Source organism: Candidatus Cloacimonadota bacterium, assembly GCA_020532085.1.
In the GTDB taxonomy this organism is placed as follows: domain Bacteria; phylum Cloacimonadota; class Cloacimonadia; order Cloacimonadales; family Cloacimonadaceae; genus Syntrophosphaera.
The window spans coordinates 43,859-61,967 of sequence record JAJBAV010000011.1; the positions used below are offsets into that span (position 1 = coordinate 43,859).

Consider the following 18,109-nt stretch of genomic DNA (forward strand, 5'->3'; position numbering starts at 1 on the left):
GGTCACCTCTGTGCATGGCGGCGGATCAGCGCGGCGATGAAGGCCGCGCCCCGCTTCAGTTCTTCGGCTTCGATGTCTTCGGCCACGGTGTGCACCTTGTTCATGCCGGTGCCGCAGATGATCATGGGCAGGCCGGCGGCGTTGATGATGTTGGCGTCGCTGCCGCCTCCGCCCACGGTCACCTCAGCTTTGATCCCCAGATCGTTCAGGGCGTCCAGGGCCAGCTGCACCACGGCCTCGCCGTCGCCGACGCGGAACGCGGCGTATTCTTGTTTGGATTCCCATTCCAGGGCTGCCGCGCCAAAATCGTAGTTGTGCCTCTGCACGGCGCTTTCGGCGGCGTGGCGGATATCCGCGGTTACCTGTTCCAGCTTGCGCGGATTGTGGCTGCGGGCTTCGCCCTTGAGCTCCACGCGGTTGGGAACGATGTTCGTGGCGCTGCCGCCGGAGATAATGCCCACGTTGCAGGTGGTTTCATGGTCGATGCGGCCCAGGGGCATGGCGGCGATGGCTTCGGCGGCCACGCGGATGGCGTTGATCCCTTTTTCCGGCTCCACGCCCGCGTGGGCTTCCTTGCCCGTGATCACCATCCGGATCGAGTTCTGGGCCGGCGCTCCCACCACCAGGTCCCCCACCCGGTGGGCGTCCAGGGCATAGCCGAAGGCCGAGCGCAGCTTGCTCTTGTCAAAATGTTTCGCGCCCAAAAGGCCGATCTCTTCCGAAACCGTTACCAATACCTCGATGGGGGCGTGCGGTTCCCCGCTTTCCACCACATCCCGGATGCCCATGATGATCTCGGCCAGGCCGGATTTGTCGTCGCCGCCCAAAACGGTGGTTCCATCCGTGTGGATGCGGCCCTCGGTGATGGAGGCCTTCACGCCCAGGCCCGGTTTGACGGTGTCCGCGTGGGCGCAGAAGAGGATGGGTTTTTGGTCTGCCCGGCCTGGGATCAGGGCGTGCAGATTGCCCGCGTTGCCGCCGGTGAAAGTGTTGGCGTCGTCTTCCAGGATATCCGCTCCCAGCTCGGCCAGGTCGGCTTTGAGGCGGTCGGTCACGGCTCGTTCATCGCGCGATTCGCTGTCGATGGCCACCAGTTCCAGAAAGTATCTGATCACATCGTCGTGCATGCTTGTCTCCATAAAGATTATTGCTTGTCACGCCATTTATTCTGCCTTTGGCTTTTTTGTCAAAAACTATTTGCGTGCCTGCCTCCTCACCGCCTTGCCACAAGTTTTCATTGACGGATATCCCCTTTTGCCGGCTAATGGTTTTTCTTCCTGAAACAACCCCACAAGGAGCATAGAGATGTTTTTGACCCACGCCCAGCTCATTAGCGAGATCCGCCGCTGCGAATACTGCGCGGAAAAACCCTGCCAGACAGCCTGCCCCTGCGACTGCTCCCCGGCCGATTTCATGATGGCCGCGGCCCAAGGCCTGCCCTCGGATTTCAAACGCGCCGCCGGGATCATCCTCTCCAGCAATCCCCTGGGGGGGATCTGCGGCAGCGTTTGCCCCGATTACCACTGCGTTCAAGCCTGTTCGCGCGAAACTTTCGACACTCCCATCCGCATCCCCGAGGTCCAGGCCGCCATCGTGCGCAAAGCCCATGAACTGGGCCAGCTGCCGGAGTTCACGCCAGCCCTCAGAAACGGCCTCAAAGTTGCCGTCGTGGGCGGCGGACCGGCTGGGATCGGCGCGGCCGTAACCCTCACCCAGCTTGGCTATGAGGTGGATATCTTTGACCCGGAGCCCCTGGGCGGCCAGGCAGGCCTCATCCCCTCCCGGCGTCTCGACCCCGGCATCCTCGCCGCCGATCTGCTCTTCCTCACCGAGGTTTTCCAGCTAAACCACCTTAAACAGGGCGCTCCCACCGCGAAAGAGCTTTTGGCCTCCGGCTATGCCGCCGTGGTGCAGGCCGGCGGTCTGAACGACCCCATCCGGCTCAACATTCCCGGCGATGACAGCGCCATCTATGGCCTGGACATCCTCCGCAACCCCGGCTGCTGGCTCTTTGAGGGAAAAAGGATCGCCCTCGTGGGAGGGGCCATTGCCGCGGACCAGGCCCTCACCGCCAAACTGCGCGGCGCCGCCCACGTGGAACTTATCACCCTGGAAGCCTGGCACGAAATGCCCCTCACCGAAGACGAAAAGCAAGGCCTGGTGGAAGCCGGGGTGGAATTCAGCCCCCGCACCCGGATCAGCGAGATAGTCAACTCCGCGGGCAAAACCGTGGCCATCAAAACCAGGCGCGTCCAGCTGCCCGCCGGCGAAACCTTCCACCCTGCCAAGATCAGGGACGAAGAGGGTTCCGGCGAACTGGAGCGTCCTTTCGACCTTGTGGTGATAGCGGTGGGCAACCGCCCCATCCTCCATGAACAGGGCGAGCGGATCTTCTCCTGCGGCGACCAGGCCCATGGCCCCACCACCGTCGTCGAGGCCGTCGCCTCCGGCAAGAACGCGGCCCTGGAGGTCGATTCCGCCCTGCGCTCCAGCCACTATGAACTTCCGCCGAAGCCCACCAAAAGCTGCCTTCCCGTCTTCGGCTGGAACAAACATCCCGTGCCCCTGGAAGCCGATTTCTTCGGCCGCCCCCTCGATTCGCCCTTCCTGCTTTCCGCCGCGCCGCCCACCGACGGCTACGAGCAGATGAAGCTCGCCTACGAGGCCGGCTGGGCCGGGGGCATCATGAAAACCGCCTTCGACGGCCTCGAGATCCACATCCCGGGCGAATACATGTGGGTTTGGGGTGATAAGACCTTCGCCAATTGCGACAACGTTTCGGACCATCCCCTGGATCGCGTGTGCGAGGAAATCTCCCGCCTCATCAAAGAGTATCCGGACAAACTGACCCTGGCCTCCACCGGCGGGCCCGTCACCGGCAACGACGCCGCGGACAAGGCCGTCTGGCAGGCCAACACCAGAAAGCTGGAGGCCGCCGGAGCCATGGGCATAGAATACAGCCTCTCCTGTCCCCAGGGCGGAGACGGCACCCACGGCGACATCGTGGCCCAAAACCCGGAACTGACGGCGAAGATAATCGGCTGGGTGATGGAGATCAGCGACCCCGAAGTGCCCAAGCTGTTCAAGCTAACCGGCGCTGTCACGGCCATCCAGCCCATCATAACAGCCGTCAAAGGCGTCCTGGACAGGTATCCCGGTAAAAAAGCCGGCGTCACCCTCGCCAACACCTTCCCCTGCCTCGGTTTCCGGCATAAGGAAGGCGTCGCCTGGGATGAGGGCGTGATCGTGGGCATGAGCGGCGAAGGTGTCGTACCCATCAGCTATCTGAGCCTCGCCCGGGCCTGCGGCAAAGGCGTCACCGTCTCCGGAAACGGCGGCGCGATGAACTACCTCGACGCGGCCAACTTCCTGGCCCTCGGCGCTTCCACCGTGCAGTTCTGCACCATTGCCGAAAAATACGGCTACGGCATCATCGCCGAACTCAAGCTGGGCCTCTCCCACCTGCTGGAAGCCAAAAACATCCCTTCCGTGAAGGAACTGATCGGCATCGCCCAACCTGCTCCCATCACCGATTTCATGGACCTGCCCCCCAAGACCAAAAGCAGCACCCTCACTCCCGAACTCTGCGTCCACTGCGGCAATTGCACCCGCTGCCCCTATCTGGCCATCACCCTGGACGAAGATCTCCTCCCCGTGATCGACAAGGACAAATGCGTGGGCTGCTCGCTCTGCACCAAACTCTGCTTCGCCGGAGCGCTTTATATGAGTGAGTGAGGCAGCCCGTTCACGCTGCCCTTGATATCGCCTCGCGGAGGCTCACGGCGTGGGTCGATCACACCAGCGAAGCTCACGGCGCGGCGAGGTCGGGAGCTTACAGCTGCTCTCAAATGATCATAATTATCTCAGATTCTCAGGGCCCTGTAACTTGCCAACCCGCATCAGTTCAGGGTTTGGAGGTCAGATTCTCAAAATAACAGCACCCCCGCCCCCCTGGCGGCACGGGCACACCTGCTTGATGCAACTTGCATCAACAATGATGCTATCATCTAATGATATATACATATATACTAATATATTATTATATAATTTTATATTTATGTTATATTTATACCTATGGTATAAAGAGCATTCCCTTACCCTGCCTTGCCTCTCTTTCCACCCGCTCCCGGTACCTGGCCTCTCTCTTTCCACCCGCTCCCGATACCTGACCTCTCTCCTTCCTCCCGCTCCAGGTACCTGGCCTGTTTCCCTCCTCCGGGGGTGGGGGTGCTGTTATTTTGAGAATCTGACCTCCAAACCCTGAACTGATGCGGGTTGGCAAGTTACAGGGCCCTGAGAATCTGAGATAATTTGCGGTAATTTGATGGCGGAGGGCTATACCAATTTTTAGCCGGCGGTTGAAACCGCCGGAGATCGTATCCCCCTGGCCGCTGATACCCAGGAACGGTGGCCGAAGCCACCGCCTTCCGTCTCCTGTCCTGGCGGCTTTGGGCATCTTGGAGTTATAGCCGGCAGGAGTTCCCGGCGTTGTCAATTCAAACACCCACTGGGTGTCATTCCGGGGTGGGGGTTTTAACCCCCGGGGACCCGGAATCCAGACCTTACGGGTAATGCCCTGTTGGCACATCCCCCACTCCACCCCGAGTTGTCATTCCGGGGTGGGGGTTTAACCCCCGAGGTCCCGGAATCCAGCCATATCATCCACATAGCCCCGCCCTGTCATTCCGGGGTGGGGGTTTTAACCCCCGGGGTCCCGGAATCCAGCCATATCATCCACATAGCCCAAACCTGTCATTCCGGGGTGGGGGTTTTAACCCCCGGGGTCCCGGAATCCAGCCATATCATCCACATAGCCCAAACCTGTCATTCCGGGGTGGGGGTTTTAACCCCCGGGGTCCCGGAATCCAGACCTTACGGGTAATGCCCTGTTGGCACATCCCCCACTCCGCCCCGAGTTGTCATTCCGGGGTGGGGGGTTTCAACCCCCGGGGTCCCGGAATCCAGACCTTACGGGTAATGCCCTGTTGGCACATCCCCCACTCCACCCCGAGTTGTCGTTCCGGGGTGGGGGTTTTAACCCCCGAGGTCCCGGAATCCAGACCTTACGGGTAATGCCCTCAGAGGGTGTCGATGCAGACCGCGTCTGTATCGACCCCGCCCTGATTTGGGACCGGGACTGGCTATTCCCGCCAAACCTGGATTCCGGGTCCCCGCGTGCTGGCGCACGCCTCCCCGGAATGACAGGCGTTTGGAACGGGGTGGGTGAGGGACAAGCCTTGGCGGAGGGGTAAACCGGTTTTAAATGGCGCGGGAATATCGGCGATGGCCTCAGCCACAATACAGCCAGAACCTCGCGCCAAGACGGAAGGCGGTGGCTTCAGCCACCGTACCCCAAAACACCGGAGCCAGAAAAAGACGATGTCCGGTCGGCTTCAGCCACCGGAGTTGGGACCGGCCTGACCTGGCAGCGGAAAACAGACCGGCGGTTGAAACCGCCGGAGATCGTATCTCCCTGGCCGCTGATACCGAGGAACGGTGGCTGAAGCCACCGCCTTCCGTCTCCTGTCCTGGCGGCTTTGGGCGTCTTGGCGTTATAGCTGGCAGGCGTTCCCGGCGTTGTCAATTCAAACACCCACTGGGTGTCATTCCGGGGTGGGGGTTTCAACCCCCGGGGTCCCGGAATCCAGACCTTACGGGTAATGCCTCAGAGGGTGTCGATGCAGACTGCGTCTGGATCGACCCCGCCTTGACCTGGGACCGGGACTGGCTATTCCCGCCAAACCTGGATTCCGGGGCCCCGCGTGCAAGCGCACGCCTCCCCGGAATGACAGGCGTTTGGAACGGGGTGGGTGAGGGACAAGCCTTGGCGGAGGGCTGTCTTACCGCCCCAAGCCTCATCCCATTCGCCTCCCATTGACATCCCCCTGAGTTCCCGCCCAACCAACGGGAAGTAAACGGGAAGTAAATGGGATGTGAATGGGATGAGGCTTGGGGCGGGGTCGGGGAAAACTTAGCTTGACAGGATAGCCCCGTGTAACAAAACTTGCAGCCTCAAAACTGAAACCCCAGGAGATGATGTGAATCCTCCTTTCGAGCTAACATTAAAGAGCATGATAGACCGGTCCTGCGAGCTTTTCAGCCGCAAGCCGGCGTTATCGAACGTGGACGGCGAACCCGTAACCTACGGCGAGATGCGCAAGCAGCTCGACGGCCTGATGCGCATGATGAGCGAGCAGGGCATCGTGAAGGGCGACAGGGTGGCGATCCTGGGGCAGAACATGCCGAACTGGGGCATCGCCTATCTGGCCATCGCCTCTCTGGGAGCGGTGGTGGTGCCCATCCTCACGGATTTTCACGTGAACGAGATCCTGAACATTGTGCGCCATTCCGAGGCAAAGATGATCTTTGTTTCCGGAGCCCAATACGACAAGATCGGCTACGCGGACCTGGACCCCAGGATCATCCTGGTGGCGCTGGACAACTTCGAGCCGCTGGAGCTAAAGGCCCCCAAGGACCTGATCGGCGGACTCATCTACGAGCCGCTGAAACAGCTGCAGAAACTAAGCAACCGGGCCCTCAGGGCCGTGGGGCTGATCGACGCCAAGGTGCACGAGAATGACCTTGCCTCGATCATCTACACCTCCGGCACCACCGGGCTTTCCAAGGGTGTGATGCTCAGCCACAAAAACCTGGTGCTGGACGCCTGGATCACCACCCAGTTCCAGCCGGTGGGGGAAAAAGACCGCCTGATCTCGGTTTTGCCGCTCTCGCACACCTATGAATGCACGGTGGGCTTCATCATTCCGATGATGGGCGGCGCCTGCGTTTACTATCTGGACAAGCCGCCCACGGCGCGGGTGCTGGTTCCCGCCATGCAAAAGATCCGGCCCACCATGATCCTCACCGTGCCGCTGATCATCGAAAAGATCTTCAAAATGCAGGTGCATCCGCAGCTCACGGCCAATCCAGCTTTCCGCGCCATGTACAAGCTTCCGCCCAGCCGCAAATTCCTGCACAAGGTGGCCGGCAAAAAGCTGATGAAGACCTTCGGCGGCGAGATCCATTTCTTTGGCATCGGCGGAGCGCTGCTCTCCTGGGAGGTGGAGCGTTTTCTGAACGAGGCCGGCTTCCCCTACGCCATCGGCTACGGGCTCACGGAAACGGCGCCGCTGATCGCGGGGAGCAATCCCCAGGCCGTGCGCTTCCGCTCCACCGGACAGGTGCTGGAGCATCTGCAGGTGCGGATCGAGAACCCCGCGCCCCAGACCGGGATCGGCGAGATCCTGGTGAAGGGCGAAACTGTGATGATGGGCTACTACAAGGATCCCCAGCGCACCGCGGAAGCCTTCACCGAAGATGGCTTCTTCCGCACCGGCGACCTCGGCATCCTGCGCAAAAACCGCTACCTCTACATCATCGGCCGCTCCAAAAACGTGATCGTGGCCGCCTCCGGGGAAAACATCTATCCCGAGGATGTGGAAAGCAAACTGAACGAACACGAGGCCGTGTTGGAATCGCTGGTCCTGGATGTGGGCGGACAGCTAACCGCGCGCGTCTTCCTCAATCCCGAATACCTGGAAAAGCACTATCATCCAGATAAACTGGGCAGCGCGGATTATCAGCGGCACTTAAACATCCTCCTGGAGGAGATCAAGACCGCGGCGAATCAGAATCTCTCCACGTTCTCGCGGGTGAAAAAGGTGATCGAACAGCGGGAGCCCTTTGAAAAGACGGCCACGCAGAAGATCAAGCGCTTCCTCTATCAGTGAGGCCGGGAAGGGTCTGGAACGCAATTTGCATCATCCGGGAAAGTGATGACGGCATAAGCGCCACGGCCTGCTGGCCCAAACGAAAACGAGGCAGGGGCGGATTCACGGGAGGATAGATGACACGGACCACTTTACTGATCATGGTTCTGGCCACCATGGCTGCTTCTCTGGGAGCGGGGCCAACCAGCCTGACCTTGGGCGACATCAGCTTTGACCTGAACGTCCGGGCCGATAAGAGGGCGGGCGAATACAGCTATCCGGACCTGGTTTTCACGCCCACCAGCCAAAGCTGGCAGGACAGCACGGTGATCGTGTTCTCCTCAGCCGAACTTGACCTGAGGGTGAAGGTCTCACCCCGGAACGCCTATCTGGCCCAGTCCTGGCTCTTCGACGTCCGGGCCGATTTCAAGCAGGAAACCTATCTCCACGAGTTGGTCCTGAGCATGGACAACCCCCAGGCGCCCGTGAGCGCTGAGCTGAAAGGGGTGGAAGCCATCCAGAGCGGCGATCCCAGCCTCAACCGCACGATCGGGCCCTGCATGGACAAGGCGGTGGAATTCTCCAGCGGGGACAAACGCTTCTGGATCGTGGCTTCCGGCTACGCGGAGTGTGGGGGGCTGGAAGGCCTCCAGACCAACAACATCGTGCTCTACGACTACCGGGCACACTTCTTTCGCATGCATAATCCCGCCACGCCGCAATACGGCTATCTGCGCGACACAATGTACAAGCCCGCCGGCGGCTCCCACCGCTGGGGCTTCCTGCTCTTTGGCGAAAAACCCCTGCTGCTGGACATAAACCGCTGGCCAGGCGACCGCAAGGCCGCCCTCTGCATCAGCAACGACGCCGACGGCGAAACCCTCCCCCGCCTCCAAGCCGTTTTTGAAGGCAGCAGCAATCCCGCCAACCCGCGCTATTACACCAAAGGCTTTTTCGCCCGGAACATCCCCATCTCCACCACCATCCACGGCGTGAACCAGCCCAACCTGGGAAGCATGTGGGAACTCATCCGCGATCACGGCAACCGCATTGGTTGGCACACCTACACCATGCTGGAAGATCCCCCCGGCAGCAACGAACAGGCCATCCTCCACGACCTCGCGCACCTGAACATCCGCAGTTGGATCGACCACGCCGTTCCCTTTAATCCCGAAGACATAGCCTACAACGGGCTCTTCCCGGACAGCCTGCAATATGTGGGCGACGTGATCAACCAAAGCAACATCGACTACATCTGGCCCGGCGAAACCCCGCCCACCAACCCTTTCAACGCCTACGAAGAGGCCTGGCGCCTGCCCCACTTCCTCTACGAAGCCAAATCCCTCACCAAACCGGTCTGGTTCTTTGGCCGCACCAGATGCGAGGTTTGGGAATATTACGGCCACTACAACCCACTCAGCATGAAATACATGATGACGCCGGACAACCTGGACGCCCTCATCGCCGCCCGGGGCCTGCACATTGCCTATACCCACCTCTGCCAGTCGCAATCGGGCTCCACCTACAGTTTCTGGCAAATCTCGCCCACCGGGGATTACGAGATCCGCGACGACGTGGACGACATGCTGCTGATGCTGGACCACTACCGCAGCCACCGGGGCCTCTGGATCGCGCCGCTGGAGGACATCTTCGACCGCATGCTGGATATCGAGGAAGTGAAGATCACGGCGGTGGAAACCACCCCGCAGGAACATATCCTGAAGGTGACCCTGGCCAGCGGGGCGAAGCGTGACCTGGCTGATCTGAGCCTCAGCCATAAAGATGATGTTTACAGCATCGACATTCTGCCCGCGAACGGCGAATCAATCCTTTATATCCCGGACTTCAGCGGGCAGGGGCAGGTTCCGGAAACCCTCTACCATGTGAACTACCACGCCGGGCAGCTGGCCATCACCAAAGCTTACGACCTGCCGCTGGAACCGATGCTGGTGGAAATCTTCAATCTGCGCGGCCAGAAGATCCAGACGCAAGACTTCATCTTCATCCAAACCGAACACATCCTGCCCTTCGCGGACAAGGCCTCGGGAATCTATCTCGCCCGGCTGAAACCGCTGGAAGGGACTCCGGTGCTGCTGAAATTCAGCGTGGTGAAATAGCTCAGTCGCTCACGCGGAGGGTGACGCCGCCGAGGAAGGAGATCCCCGGCTGGGGCACGTAGGCATAAACCGAGTAGCTGCGGTTGAGGGCGTTGCGAACGCTGAAATGGGGGGAGAGGGTCCAGCCCCTCAGTTGGAAATTTACCGCCGCGCCCAGATCCAGCAGAGCGTAACCCGGCAGCGGGGCGGAGAGGTTGTCCGGAGTTGTAAACTGTTCCCCCGTAAACCGGTAGGCACTCCAAAAACTGAATCTTGGCCAGCTCAGGTCCAGCTTCAGGGTGTAGCTCAGTTCCGGCGTGTACATCAGCCTGGGAGCGCTCTCCGCGGGTTGCGAGCTGAAGTCGAGGGCATCCGTGAGCAGCGCCGCGGCGGCCAGTTTCAGCCAGGCCAGCGGCTCCCAGCCAGCCTCGAGTTCCAGGTTGCGGATCCGTGCCCGGCCGATGTTCAGGGGTTTCCAGACGTTGCCGAACATCTGCACCTGGCGCCACTGGATGAGGCTGTCGATGGTGTTGTGATGCCAGACGGCACGCAAATTGAAGGTGCCCAGGCGATTGTCCAGCCAGATCTGCCAGCCTTTGGACCTCTCGCTGGCCAGGTCCGGATTGCCGATGGCCTGGGAATCTCCGCGCCAGTAAAGGTCGTAAGGTGAAGGCAGGGCGAAGGAAGTGCCCAAAGTACCGCCCAGCGTGCTTTCCACGTAGCCGTAGCGGCGGATGCTGCCCTCCAGGCGCCAGCTGAGGTTGTCGTCCGCTCCGGCGTGATCGTAGCGCAAGGCTCCGGCCCCGCTGTAGATGAGGTCGCCCCGGTCCAGTTCCAGAGAGCTTTTCAGGCTGGCGTTGGCAAAACCCGCGCGGTGGTCAAGAGCATTGGCGGGCAGCAGCATATTCTGGTTCTGATAACGCTCGGAACCCAGTTCCGCGGCCAGTCCGGCGCTCAATTTCAGGCCTTGCGTGAGCTCCAATTCACCGCCCAGGCTGCCTCTGAGGCCGCTGTCCAGCAGCTTTTGCCGGTATTGGGAGAGGAAAACCGGCAGGGGGGCGCGGGTGTTGTCGTAAAGGGTGCCGTCGAGGTTCAGCCAGGCCAACAGGTCAGCGTTCAGGCCCCGCAGCGGGGAACTGAGCGTAACCCGGTTGCGGTTGGCGTAACCCTCTAAAAAAGCATTGCGATAGACCTCCGAGAAATTCACCGTGCCGGGCAACTGGCGGTGAAAGGCCACGTAATCGGTCTGGAGACTGAGGCGAGCCTGGCCCCAGGCGGTGGAAAGCGAGGCGGAAAGAGAGTTTTGGCGCTTGGCGTTGTTCTCGCGGATGGCCACGCTATCCGGCGCCCACCAGTCCGGCATCCGGTAGGGAAAATCGTTGTCCGTGTCCAGATGCGAGGCGTTCAGCCTAAGGTCCAGGTTTTTGAAGGCGGTGCCGAAGGCCAGCGCGGTCTGGGCATGGCCGAAGGAGCCAAGTTCCGTGCTCAGGGAAAAGTCCGAACGGCCTTGGTTCCGCCCCTGTCTGGTGCGGATGTTCAGGATCCCGCCGATGGCCGAGCCCCCGCCATAGACGGAGGCGTTGTTCTTGATCAGTTCGATGGAAGCGATGTTGGCGGCGTCGATCAGGGAAAGGTCGTAACTTTCACCACCGGGATTGAGGGCCACGCCGTCCAGGATGATCAGGCTGTGGCGGGCCAGATTGCCCAGAATGGACACGCCCTGGCTTTCCCCCGCCAGCCGAACGTCGCCGGAATGAGTTGAGGCGCTGGAACTTAACACCTCTCCCGCGGAGTAGTAGTGCCGGTCCGGATCCACAGGCAGGGCCACGCGGTCCGCCGGCGGCGCGAAGAAGTCCCAGGCGCTTTCGCTGACGGTTATCTTGGGCAACAGCACCGGTTCCGGAAGCAGCGTGACGCGCTTGCCCACCTCTGTAACGGGCAGGGTCCTGGCCTGAAAGCCCAAACGGCTGAAAGACAGGGAATCCGCCTGGGTGGAGATTTTGAAAGCGCCGTTTTCGGAGCCATAGATCTGGATCAGTCCATCTGATACGAGCACCGAGGAGATGGCCTGCCCGGAGGGATCGACCACCTTTCCCTCGATCACAAAAGCGTTCAGCCACCCCACCGCGACCAGCAGCAGGAAAGGCAGAAGGACCTTTTTCACGGAACGCCCGGATAGAGAAGATTGGGCTTGCCGCTGGCGGGATTGAGCATGGTCTGCAGCTCCAGGCCAAACAGCTCGCGCAGGGGCCCGGGACGCATCATTTCCTCCGGAGTTCCGCTGCCCAGCACCCGGCCCCCGGCCAGAAAGACCATCCGGTCGGCAAAATTGGCGCCCAAATTGAGGTTGTGGGAGATCAGCAGGATGCCCTTGCCGCTGGCGCGCACGATCCCGCGCAGCAGGGCCATGATCTCCACCTGATGGTTGATGTCCAGCTGGGAAAGGGTCTCATCCAGCAGGATGTAGGGTGTGTTCTGGGCCAGCGACCGGGCGATCAGCACCCGCTGTTTTTCACCGCCGCTGAGCTGGGAATAGAACCTGCCGGCCAGACCTGCCAACTGCAGCTGCTCCAGCACCTCCCCCACGGCCTCCAGATCGGCCGGAAGCCAGCTTTGCATCAGGCCCAGATAGGGATAGCGGCCCATCAGCACGATGTCGCGCACAGGATAATCGAACTGGAAGACGCTTTCCTGGGGCACGAAGGCTATGAGGCGGGCCAGCCCGGAGCGTTTGTAAGCGTCCAAGGGCTTGCCCAGAAGGCGGATCTCGCCCTTCAGAGCCGGCAGAAACCCCAGCAGCGCGTAAACCAGAGTGGATTTCCCGGCGCCGTTGGGCCCCACCAAAACGGTGAATTCGTCCCCCGCCAGGCTCAGGTCCAGTTCCCTGAGCACCATCTGGGCGTCGTAGGCGCAGCTAAGTTTGGTTACTTCGATCATGTCTTCATCCAAGGCGAATTTCTGGCGGTGGCCAAATCTGTCAATGGCGGCGTGAAGAAGCGAAATTTTGTTGCCTGGAATAGCCTAGCAAATTACTATATATTCAGAAGAACAATCCCAAGGAGAAACGATGGCCATTGGCACAAAGACAGAATACGCGCTGCGGGCCCTGCTGGAGATACCCGCAAAGTCCAGCGTGTCCGCGAATCAGATCTGCGAGCGCCAGCAGCTGCCCAAAAAGTATGTGGAGCATCTGCTGAGCGCGCTCAAGAAGGCCGGGCTGATCGCCAGCAGTTCCGGTTCCCGCGGAGGCTACACTTTGGCCCGTCCGGCAGGCCAGATCAACCTTTACAACATCATGGAAGCCGTGAACGACCACAATCTGGAGCTGGACTGCGGCATGGGCAAACAGTTTTGTCTGGGCGATGATTGCCCGTTGCGGCCCCTGTTTGGCGATCTGGCGGCCCGGCAGCGTGAGCTTTTGCAAAAATACAGCCTGGCCCGCATCGCCAAGTTATTCACACAGGAGAAAAAATGACCCCCGGCAAGATCTACATGGATAATTGCGTGACCACCCCGCTGGCCCCGGAAGCGCTGGAAGCCATGCGTCCCTACTTCAGCGAGGAGTTCTGGTTTCCCGGCGCTTTCATCAGCACCGGCGAAGCCACCAGCGCCACTTTGGCCGGCTGGCACGACGCGATCGCCAAAACCCTCAACGCCACCGGCCCGGAGATCCATTTCACCTCCGGCGGCACCCTGGCGAACAACCTAGCCATCAAAGGCCTGGCCTGGGCCCACAGCTCCGCCGGCAAACACGCCATCGTATCCGTGGTGGATTATCCGGACCTGCTCACCAACGCCGCCTGGCTGGAAAAACAGGGCTTTGAAGTGAGCTATCTGGAGCCGGACGCCGCGGGCCTGGTGAGCGCGGACAAGCTGAAAGCAGCCATCCGTCCGGACACCATCCTCTTTCTGACCACCATCGTGAACCACGTGGTGGGAACCATCCAACCCATCGAGGCCTACGCCAGGGTGCTGGCGGAAGCCGGTCACCGCATCTTCTGGCACGCCGATGCCGGACAGGCCTACGGCAAGCTGCCTCTGGACGTTCAGGCCCTGGGCGTGGACACCCTCAGCGTTTCGGCCCACAAGATCCATGGGCCGCAGGGCATCGGCGCCCTCTACGTGAAACAAGGCGTCAAGCTGGCCCAGTTGATCCACGGCATCAACCGCCTCGACCCTCTGCAGACGGGGGGCCTGAGCCTGGCCCTGATCGCCGGATTCGTGAAAGCCGCCGAGCTCACTTTTGCCGATCTGGCCGCCACCACCTCCCAACTGCGGGAGCTTTCGGATCATCTGCTGCAGCGCCTCGAAGCCACCATCCCGGAGATCGAGCTCAACGGCCCCCGCGGGGAAGGGCGCGCCTGCCACAACATCAACGTCTCCATCGCCTACATCGAAGGCGAGGCCATCACCATGATGCTCGATCTGCAGGGCATCACCGTCGCCACCGGTTCCGCCTGCGCCTCCCAGGGCCTGAAAGCCAACTACGTGCTGATGGCCATGGGCAAAAACCACGTCCAATCCCATGGCTCAATGAAATTTACGCTGTCCCGCTACAACAGCAGGGAAGACATCGATCTCGCGGTGTCCCGCCTGGCCGAGATCACGGCTTCGCTGCGCGAGCGCAGCCCCCTTTATCAGTCAACTCATCCCCAGGAGAAATAAATGCAATACTCACAAAAGGTTCTGGACCACTTCATGCACCCCAAGAACGTGGGCAAAATGGAAGCTCCGGACGCCCAGGCCACCGAGGGCAGCCCCGCCTGCGGCGACCAGGTGACCGTTTACCTCAAGGTGGACGAAGCCAGCAAAAAGATCGAAGATATCAGCTTCCTTTCCTACGGCTGCGCCTCCAACATCGCCACCGCCTCCATCATCACGGAGCTCGCGAAGGGCAAGACCCTCGACGAAGCGAAACAACTCACCTGGCGCGACGCCATGGAAGCGCTGGACGGCCTGCCGCCGGTGAAAGTCCACTGCTCCGTATTGGCCGCCGACACTTTGCAGACCGCCATCTCCAATTACGAGATCGCCCACGGTCTCAAGGAAGTGCCCAACTTCGGCAAGGAGACCATCATCGAAGAGCTCAAAAAGATCATCTATCCCCAGGTGGGCGAAGACATTGTATCCCTCAAGATGGTGAAATACGTGGGCTTCGACAAGGGCGAGGTGCTGATCGACATGAATATGATGAACTTCGACCAGTGGCGCGACAACGTGGCCGAAGAGATCCGTGAGCATCTGGGCAAATATCCGGAAGTGAAAAACATCCAGATCAACTTTCCCTGATTGTTTCTCCTTGAAACAACACGGCGGGATCCCCATCCCTGACCAGGAGGGGATTCCGCCATTCACTATCTTGACTTGGGCTTACCAGCGCAAAACCTTGCCGGTTTGCACTTTCGGGCCGCTTTGCAGGCGGATGAAATAGAGACCCGGACTCACCTGGCGGCCCTGGCTGTCTTCTCCGGCCCAGACAAGTTCCCCACTTTCGAAACGCTGGGGCTCGAAGCGTTTCACCAACTGACCTTTCAGATTGTAAACACTGATCAGCACCGGTGAGGCGTCTTTCTGGTCCCAGCAGATATTGGTGAATTCGCGGAAGGGGTTGGGATAACAGGGCTTCAGTCCAACTGCGGCCGGGATCTCCTGCTCCGATGGGATGGCGGTGTCGCTCCAACTGATCATTTGCGCCCGCACCCCGTTCAGCATCTGGCCGTGGTCGCCGTAGCCGCTGCGGCCGTCCCTCCAGCTTACAAACATGGTTTCCAGCCCGGGATTTGAGAGCACGGGCAAATCCTGGTCCCCGGGCGCGCTGCAAAGCAGGCGGGGTATGTAATCCAAGGTTTCGCCCCAGGAGCTGGCGCGGCTGAAATAGAGTTCCAGATCACTCGTTGTGCCTGGATGGATCGCGCTCCATACGGCCATGAAATGCCCGGAGGCAAAGCGGCCGAGGGCCATTTTCCCCACCTGCGCGGGCGGGGTCTGGTCCAGCCGGTTTCCGGGCGAGTCGTAGATCAGCTCTCCCGCGGGATTTACAGCCTGCACATAAACCCCGTCATTGTGTTTGAAGCCGATCACCACCCCGTGTTGATCCGCCATCCCGGCCAGATAGGTGCCGCTGTCGCCCAAAAGCTCGACCCCGTCCATTCCCCAGGGCAGTTGGATGTCCGGAGTCACCTTCTGGGCATAGGCCGGTTTCACGGTTCCGCCGTCGATCAGCAGGATCAGATCGCTGCCGCTCAGAGTGGCCTGGCTGGGATATAGAGGGGTGAACCCTTCTCTGTAGAAGAGCATGTTTCCGTCCGCATACCAGCCCGTTTCAGCGTTGCCGAAAGCGTCCAAGCGTTTTCCGCGCACCTGGTAATTGGATGAGCCCGGCCAGCGCTCGCTCCAGGTGAAGTGACGCGCAACCGGAGGTCCCACAGCCGTTTGCTGACTGTAAACCTCGTTTTTCACGATCACCCCGTCCGCGCCCCACATCGCCTGTCCGTTTGAGATGCGTTGGCCCATCACCCGCTTGCGGTTGCTATCGAGGTCGATCTCCCAGCTGATGTAAACATCCCCCTCATAGGAGGCAAGCCTGGCCGAAACAGGTAACTGGGGGCTGATCAGTAATCCGGGGCCGGGCCACTGGGTGTTTCCGCTGAGGTCCAAGATCTGCAGATGTAGCCCATCGCTGTAATAGAGCGCGGCAAAGTGCTGATAAGTATGGTTCACGGCATCCAATAGAACGCTCGAGTCCCCGCTCCCAAGCCGGATCCCGTCTCCAGGCAGCAGCAGTTCCCCGTTTAGTGACAACTTCTGCAGATAGAGCCGGGTGGCGCATGCCTGGCGGCTGTCGGCATAAAAGAGAAAGTTGCTGTCGTCCACATCCAGGCTGCGAACAGGCCAGGCCTCCCCGCAGAGCGCGCTGGCCAGGATCTCCTGCTCCGGGGTCAGCTGAGGCGTTCCCGCGGACGAGAACACCCTGCGCCGCAGATATTTGGCATCCAGTCCCGGCTCTGCCGAGAGGCTTAGCAGGCTGGCGTTCCAGGCAAAGCAGCGCGGACGCGAAACTTCATCCAAAGCTTCGCTCAGCGTCAGCCCCTCCTGCGGCCAGACCAAATCCCCAGTATAGTTCTCTATCAGCTGCGCTTTCAGTTTCCGTGTTCCGTCCACAAGCGATTCTTCCACCCAAGTGAAAGAGTAATTGCCCTGGTTGTCCTGAAAATCGATGGCCTCGATCAGCACATCGCTGCTGCTGCGGATCAGTTGTTCGGCCACCATGTATTCGGCGGAGTAAAACTGATACCATGTTAGCGTGGAAACACCATCGACGACGGTACTGCAGAGGATCTGGGGTAAGCTCAGCCCGGAGCTCTTGATTATCGTTTTCAGAGGCACCGGGGAAGGATTGACCACCAATTCCAGCGGTTCCTCGATGTTCCAATTTCCACCCCAGGTGAGCAGTTTGAGCTTGATCCTGGTATCCATCAGCGCGGTCAGCGCCATATCCCAGATCCGTTCGTCACTGGTAAGGCAGAACTGGTGGTCTCCGTACTCCCCGGGATATTTGGGATAGGACTGCTCCCAGGAGCCTGTGCCGTAGCTGTAGAAGCGTTTGAACCGGTTCAAGACGCCGGTGGGGGTGGTTTCCTGCCAGGCCACCACGATTTCGCTGTCGTAACATTTCGCGATCAAGCCCTGCAGCTTGAGGGTCCCGTTCGCTTGCAAAGTGGGGCGGTTGGATATCCACAAATCATTTCCGTTGGCATCGAAGCGATAGCCCAGGGCCATTGGCTGGTCTGTGTCGGGTTGAGCGAAGAGCAGGGCCCCGCCCTCGGCGTTCCCGGACAGATAGTATTTGGCCCTGTCGCGCTGGCAATCGGAATTGACTGCCACGCCCTGCGCGCTCCAGAGCATGATCCCATAATCGTTGATTTTCTGTAGCTGCAGCTGGCTGTTTCCCGCGTCCAGGTCCTCCAGCCAAGCCAGGATGAACTCTCCGTCTCCGGTCTCGACTATTTGAAGCGCGCGCTTGACGGCCTCGCCGGCCTTCACCACCAACGGCTCGTCCCAAAGCGAAACTCCCTCCCCGCTCAGCTTGCTGGCCAGGAGCAGGTTTTCGCCCCCCCGGGTCTGCGTCCACACAGTGGTCACGCTGCCATCCGCGCTTTGCGCGGCGGAACCTCCGAACCTCAAATCCTGACCTTCCCGCACGATCGTTTCGCTGGACCAGATCGGATTCGCCAGCGCCAGAGAGCATCCCAGCGCCAGCGCCAGGATAATTGACACTTTTTTCATGTTAAAACTCCTGTTTTG

The 18,109-nt window shown here is 60.5% G+C and carries 10 protein-coding genes; 6 read left to right on the forward strand and 4 right to left on the reverse strand.

Features of this window, described 5'->3' with window-relative positions:
• Nucleotides 1-2: 2 nt before the first annotated feature.
• Entirely contained in the window at nucleotides 3-1,127 is a 1,125-nt protein-coding gene (locus LHW45_04425; protein MCB5284819.1) for a M20/M25/M40 family metallo-hydrolase, read from the reverse strand.
• 178 nt (nucleotides 1,128-1,305) lie between these two features.
• On the opposite strand from LHW45_04425, the gene LHW45_04430 reads away from it, so the two are divergent.
• From LHW45_04430 to LHW45_04440, 3 genes are all read left to right on the forward strand, one after another.
• On the forward strand, nucleotides 1,306-3,735 hold the full coding sequence (locus tag LHW45_04430; GenBank protein ID MCB5284820.1) for an FAD-dependent oxidoreductase: 2,430 nt from the start codon (nucleotides 1,306-1,308) through the stop codon (nucleotides 3,733-3,735).
• A gap of 2,303 nt (nucleotides 3,736-6,038) precedes the next feature.
• Entirely contained in the window at nucleotides 6,039-7,730 is a 1,692-nt protein-coding gene (locus LHW45_04435) for an AMP-binding protein (protein ID MCB5284821.1), read from the forward strand.
• A 116-nt stretch (nucleotides 7,731-7,846) separates the two neighbouring features.
• On the forward strand, nucleotides 7,847-9,826 hold the full coding sequence (locus LHW45_04440) for a T9SS type A sorting domain-containing protein (protein ID MCB5284822.1): 1,980 nt from the start codon (nucleotides 7,847-7,849) through the stop codon (nucleotides 9,824-9,826).
• A gap of 1 nt (nucleotide 9,827) precedes the next feature.
• Here LHW45_04440 and LHW45_04445 read toward each other — a convergent pair whose 3' ends face one another.
• Nucleotides 9,828-11,969 (reverse strand): TonB-dependent receptor, encoded by a 2,142-nt coding sequence (locus LHW45_04445; protein ID MCB5284823.1) that lies wholly within the window; start codon nucleotides 11,967-11,969, stop codon nucleotides 9,828-9,830.
• Nucleotides 11,966-12,742, reverse strand: a complete 777-nt coding sequence (locus tag LHW45_04450; GenBank protein ID MCB5284824.1) for an ABC transporter ATP-binding protein — start codon at nucleotides 12,740-12,742, stop codon at nucleotides 11,966-11,968. The genes LHW45_04445 and LHW45_04450 overlap by 4 nt, the downstream gene beginning before the upstream one ends.
• Nucleotides 12,743-12,872: 130 nt before the next feature.
• Here LHW45_04450 and LHW45_04455 point away from each other — a divergent pair, with 130 nt between their 5' ends.
• Genes LHW45_04455 through LHW45_04465 form a run of 3 tightly spaced genes read left to right on the forward strand, consistent with a single transcriptional unit; the run spans nucleotide 12,873 to nucleotide 15,094 of the window.
• A complete protein-coding gene (locus LHW45_04455) occupies nucleotides 12,873-13,280 on the forward strand; it encodes an Rrf2 family transcriptional regulator (protein MCB5284825.1) in 408 nt (135 codons plus the stop codon).
• On the forward strand, nucleotides 13,277-14,470 hold the full coding sequence (locus tag LHW45_04460; GenBank protein MCB5284826.1) for a cysteine desulfurase: 1,194 nt from the start codon (nucleotides 13,277-13,279) through the stop codon (nucleotides 14,468-14,470). Before LHW45_04455 ends, LHW45_04460 begins: the two co-directional genes overlap by 4 nt.
• Nucleotides 14,471-15,094, forward strand: coding sequence for an iron-sulfur cluster assembly scaffold protein (locus LHW45_04465; GenBank protein MCB5284827.1), 624 nt, complete (start codon nucleotides 14,471-14,473; stop codon nucleotides 15,092-15,094). It begins immediately after the preceding gene.
• 81 nt (nucleotides 15,095-15,175) lie between these two features.
• On the opposite strand, the gene LHW45_04470 is transcribed toward LHW45_04465, so the two are convergent.
• Complete coding sequence (locus LHW45_04470) at nucleotides 15,176-18,091, reverse strand: T9SS type A sorting domain-containing protein (protein ID MCB5284828.1); 2,916 nt, start codon at nucleotides 18,089-18,091, stop codon at nucleotides 15,176-15,178.
• Between the last annotated feature and the right edge of the window lie 18 nt (nucleotides 18,092-18,109).

Bases quoted from the DNA above. Each gene is read 5' to 3' on its own strand.
- LHW45_04470 (MCB5284828.1), bottom strand. From the start codon at position 18,091: ATGAAAAAAGTGTCAATTATCCTGGCGCTGGCGCTGGGATGCTCTCTG.
- LHW45_04455 (MCB5284825.1), top strand. From the start codon at position 12,873: ATGGCCATTGGCACAAAGACAGAATACGCGCTGCGGGCCCTGCTGGAG.
- LHW45_04460 (MCB5284826.1), top strand. From the start codon at position 13,277: ATGACCCCCGGCAAGATCTACATGGATAATTGCGTGACCACCCCGCTG.
- LHW45_04440 (MCB5284822.1), top strand. From the start codon at position 7,847: ATGACACGGACCACTTTACTGATCATGGTTCTGGCCACCATGGCTGCT.
- LHW45_04450 (MCB5284824.1), bottom strand. From the start codon at position 12,742: ATGATCGAAGTAACCAAACTTAGCTGCGCCTACGACGCCCAGATGGTG.
- LHW45_04465 (MCB5284827.1), top strand. From the start codon at position 14,471: ATGCAATACTCACAAAAGGTTCTGGACCACTTCATGCACCCCAAGAAC.
- LHW45_04425 (MCB5284819.1), bottom strand. From the start codon at position 1,127: ATGCACGACGATGTGATCAGATACTTTCTGGAACTGGTGGCCATCGAC.
- LHW45_04430 (MCB5284820.1), top strand. From the start codon at position 1,306: ATGTTTTTGACCCACGCCCAGCTCATTAGCGAGATCCGCCGCTGCGAA.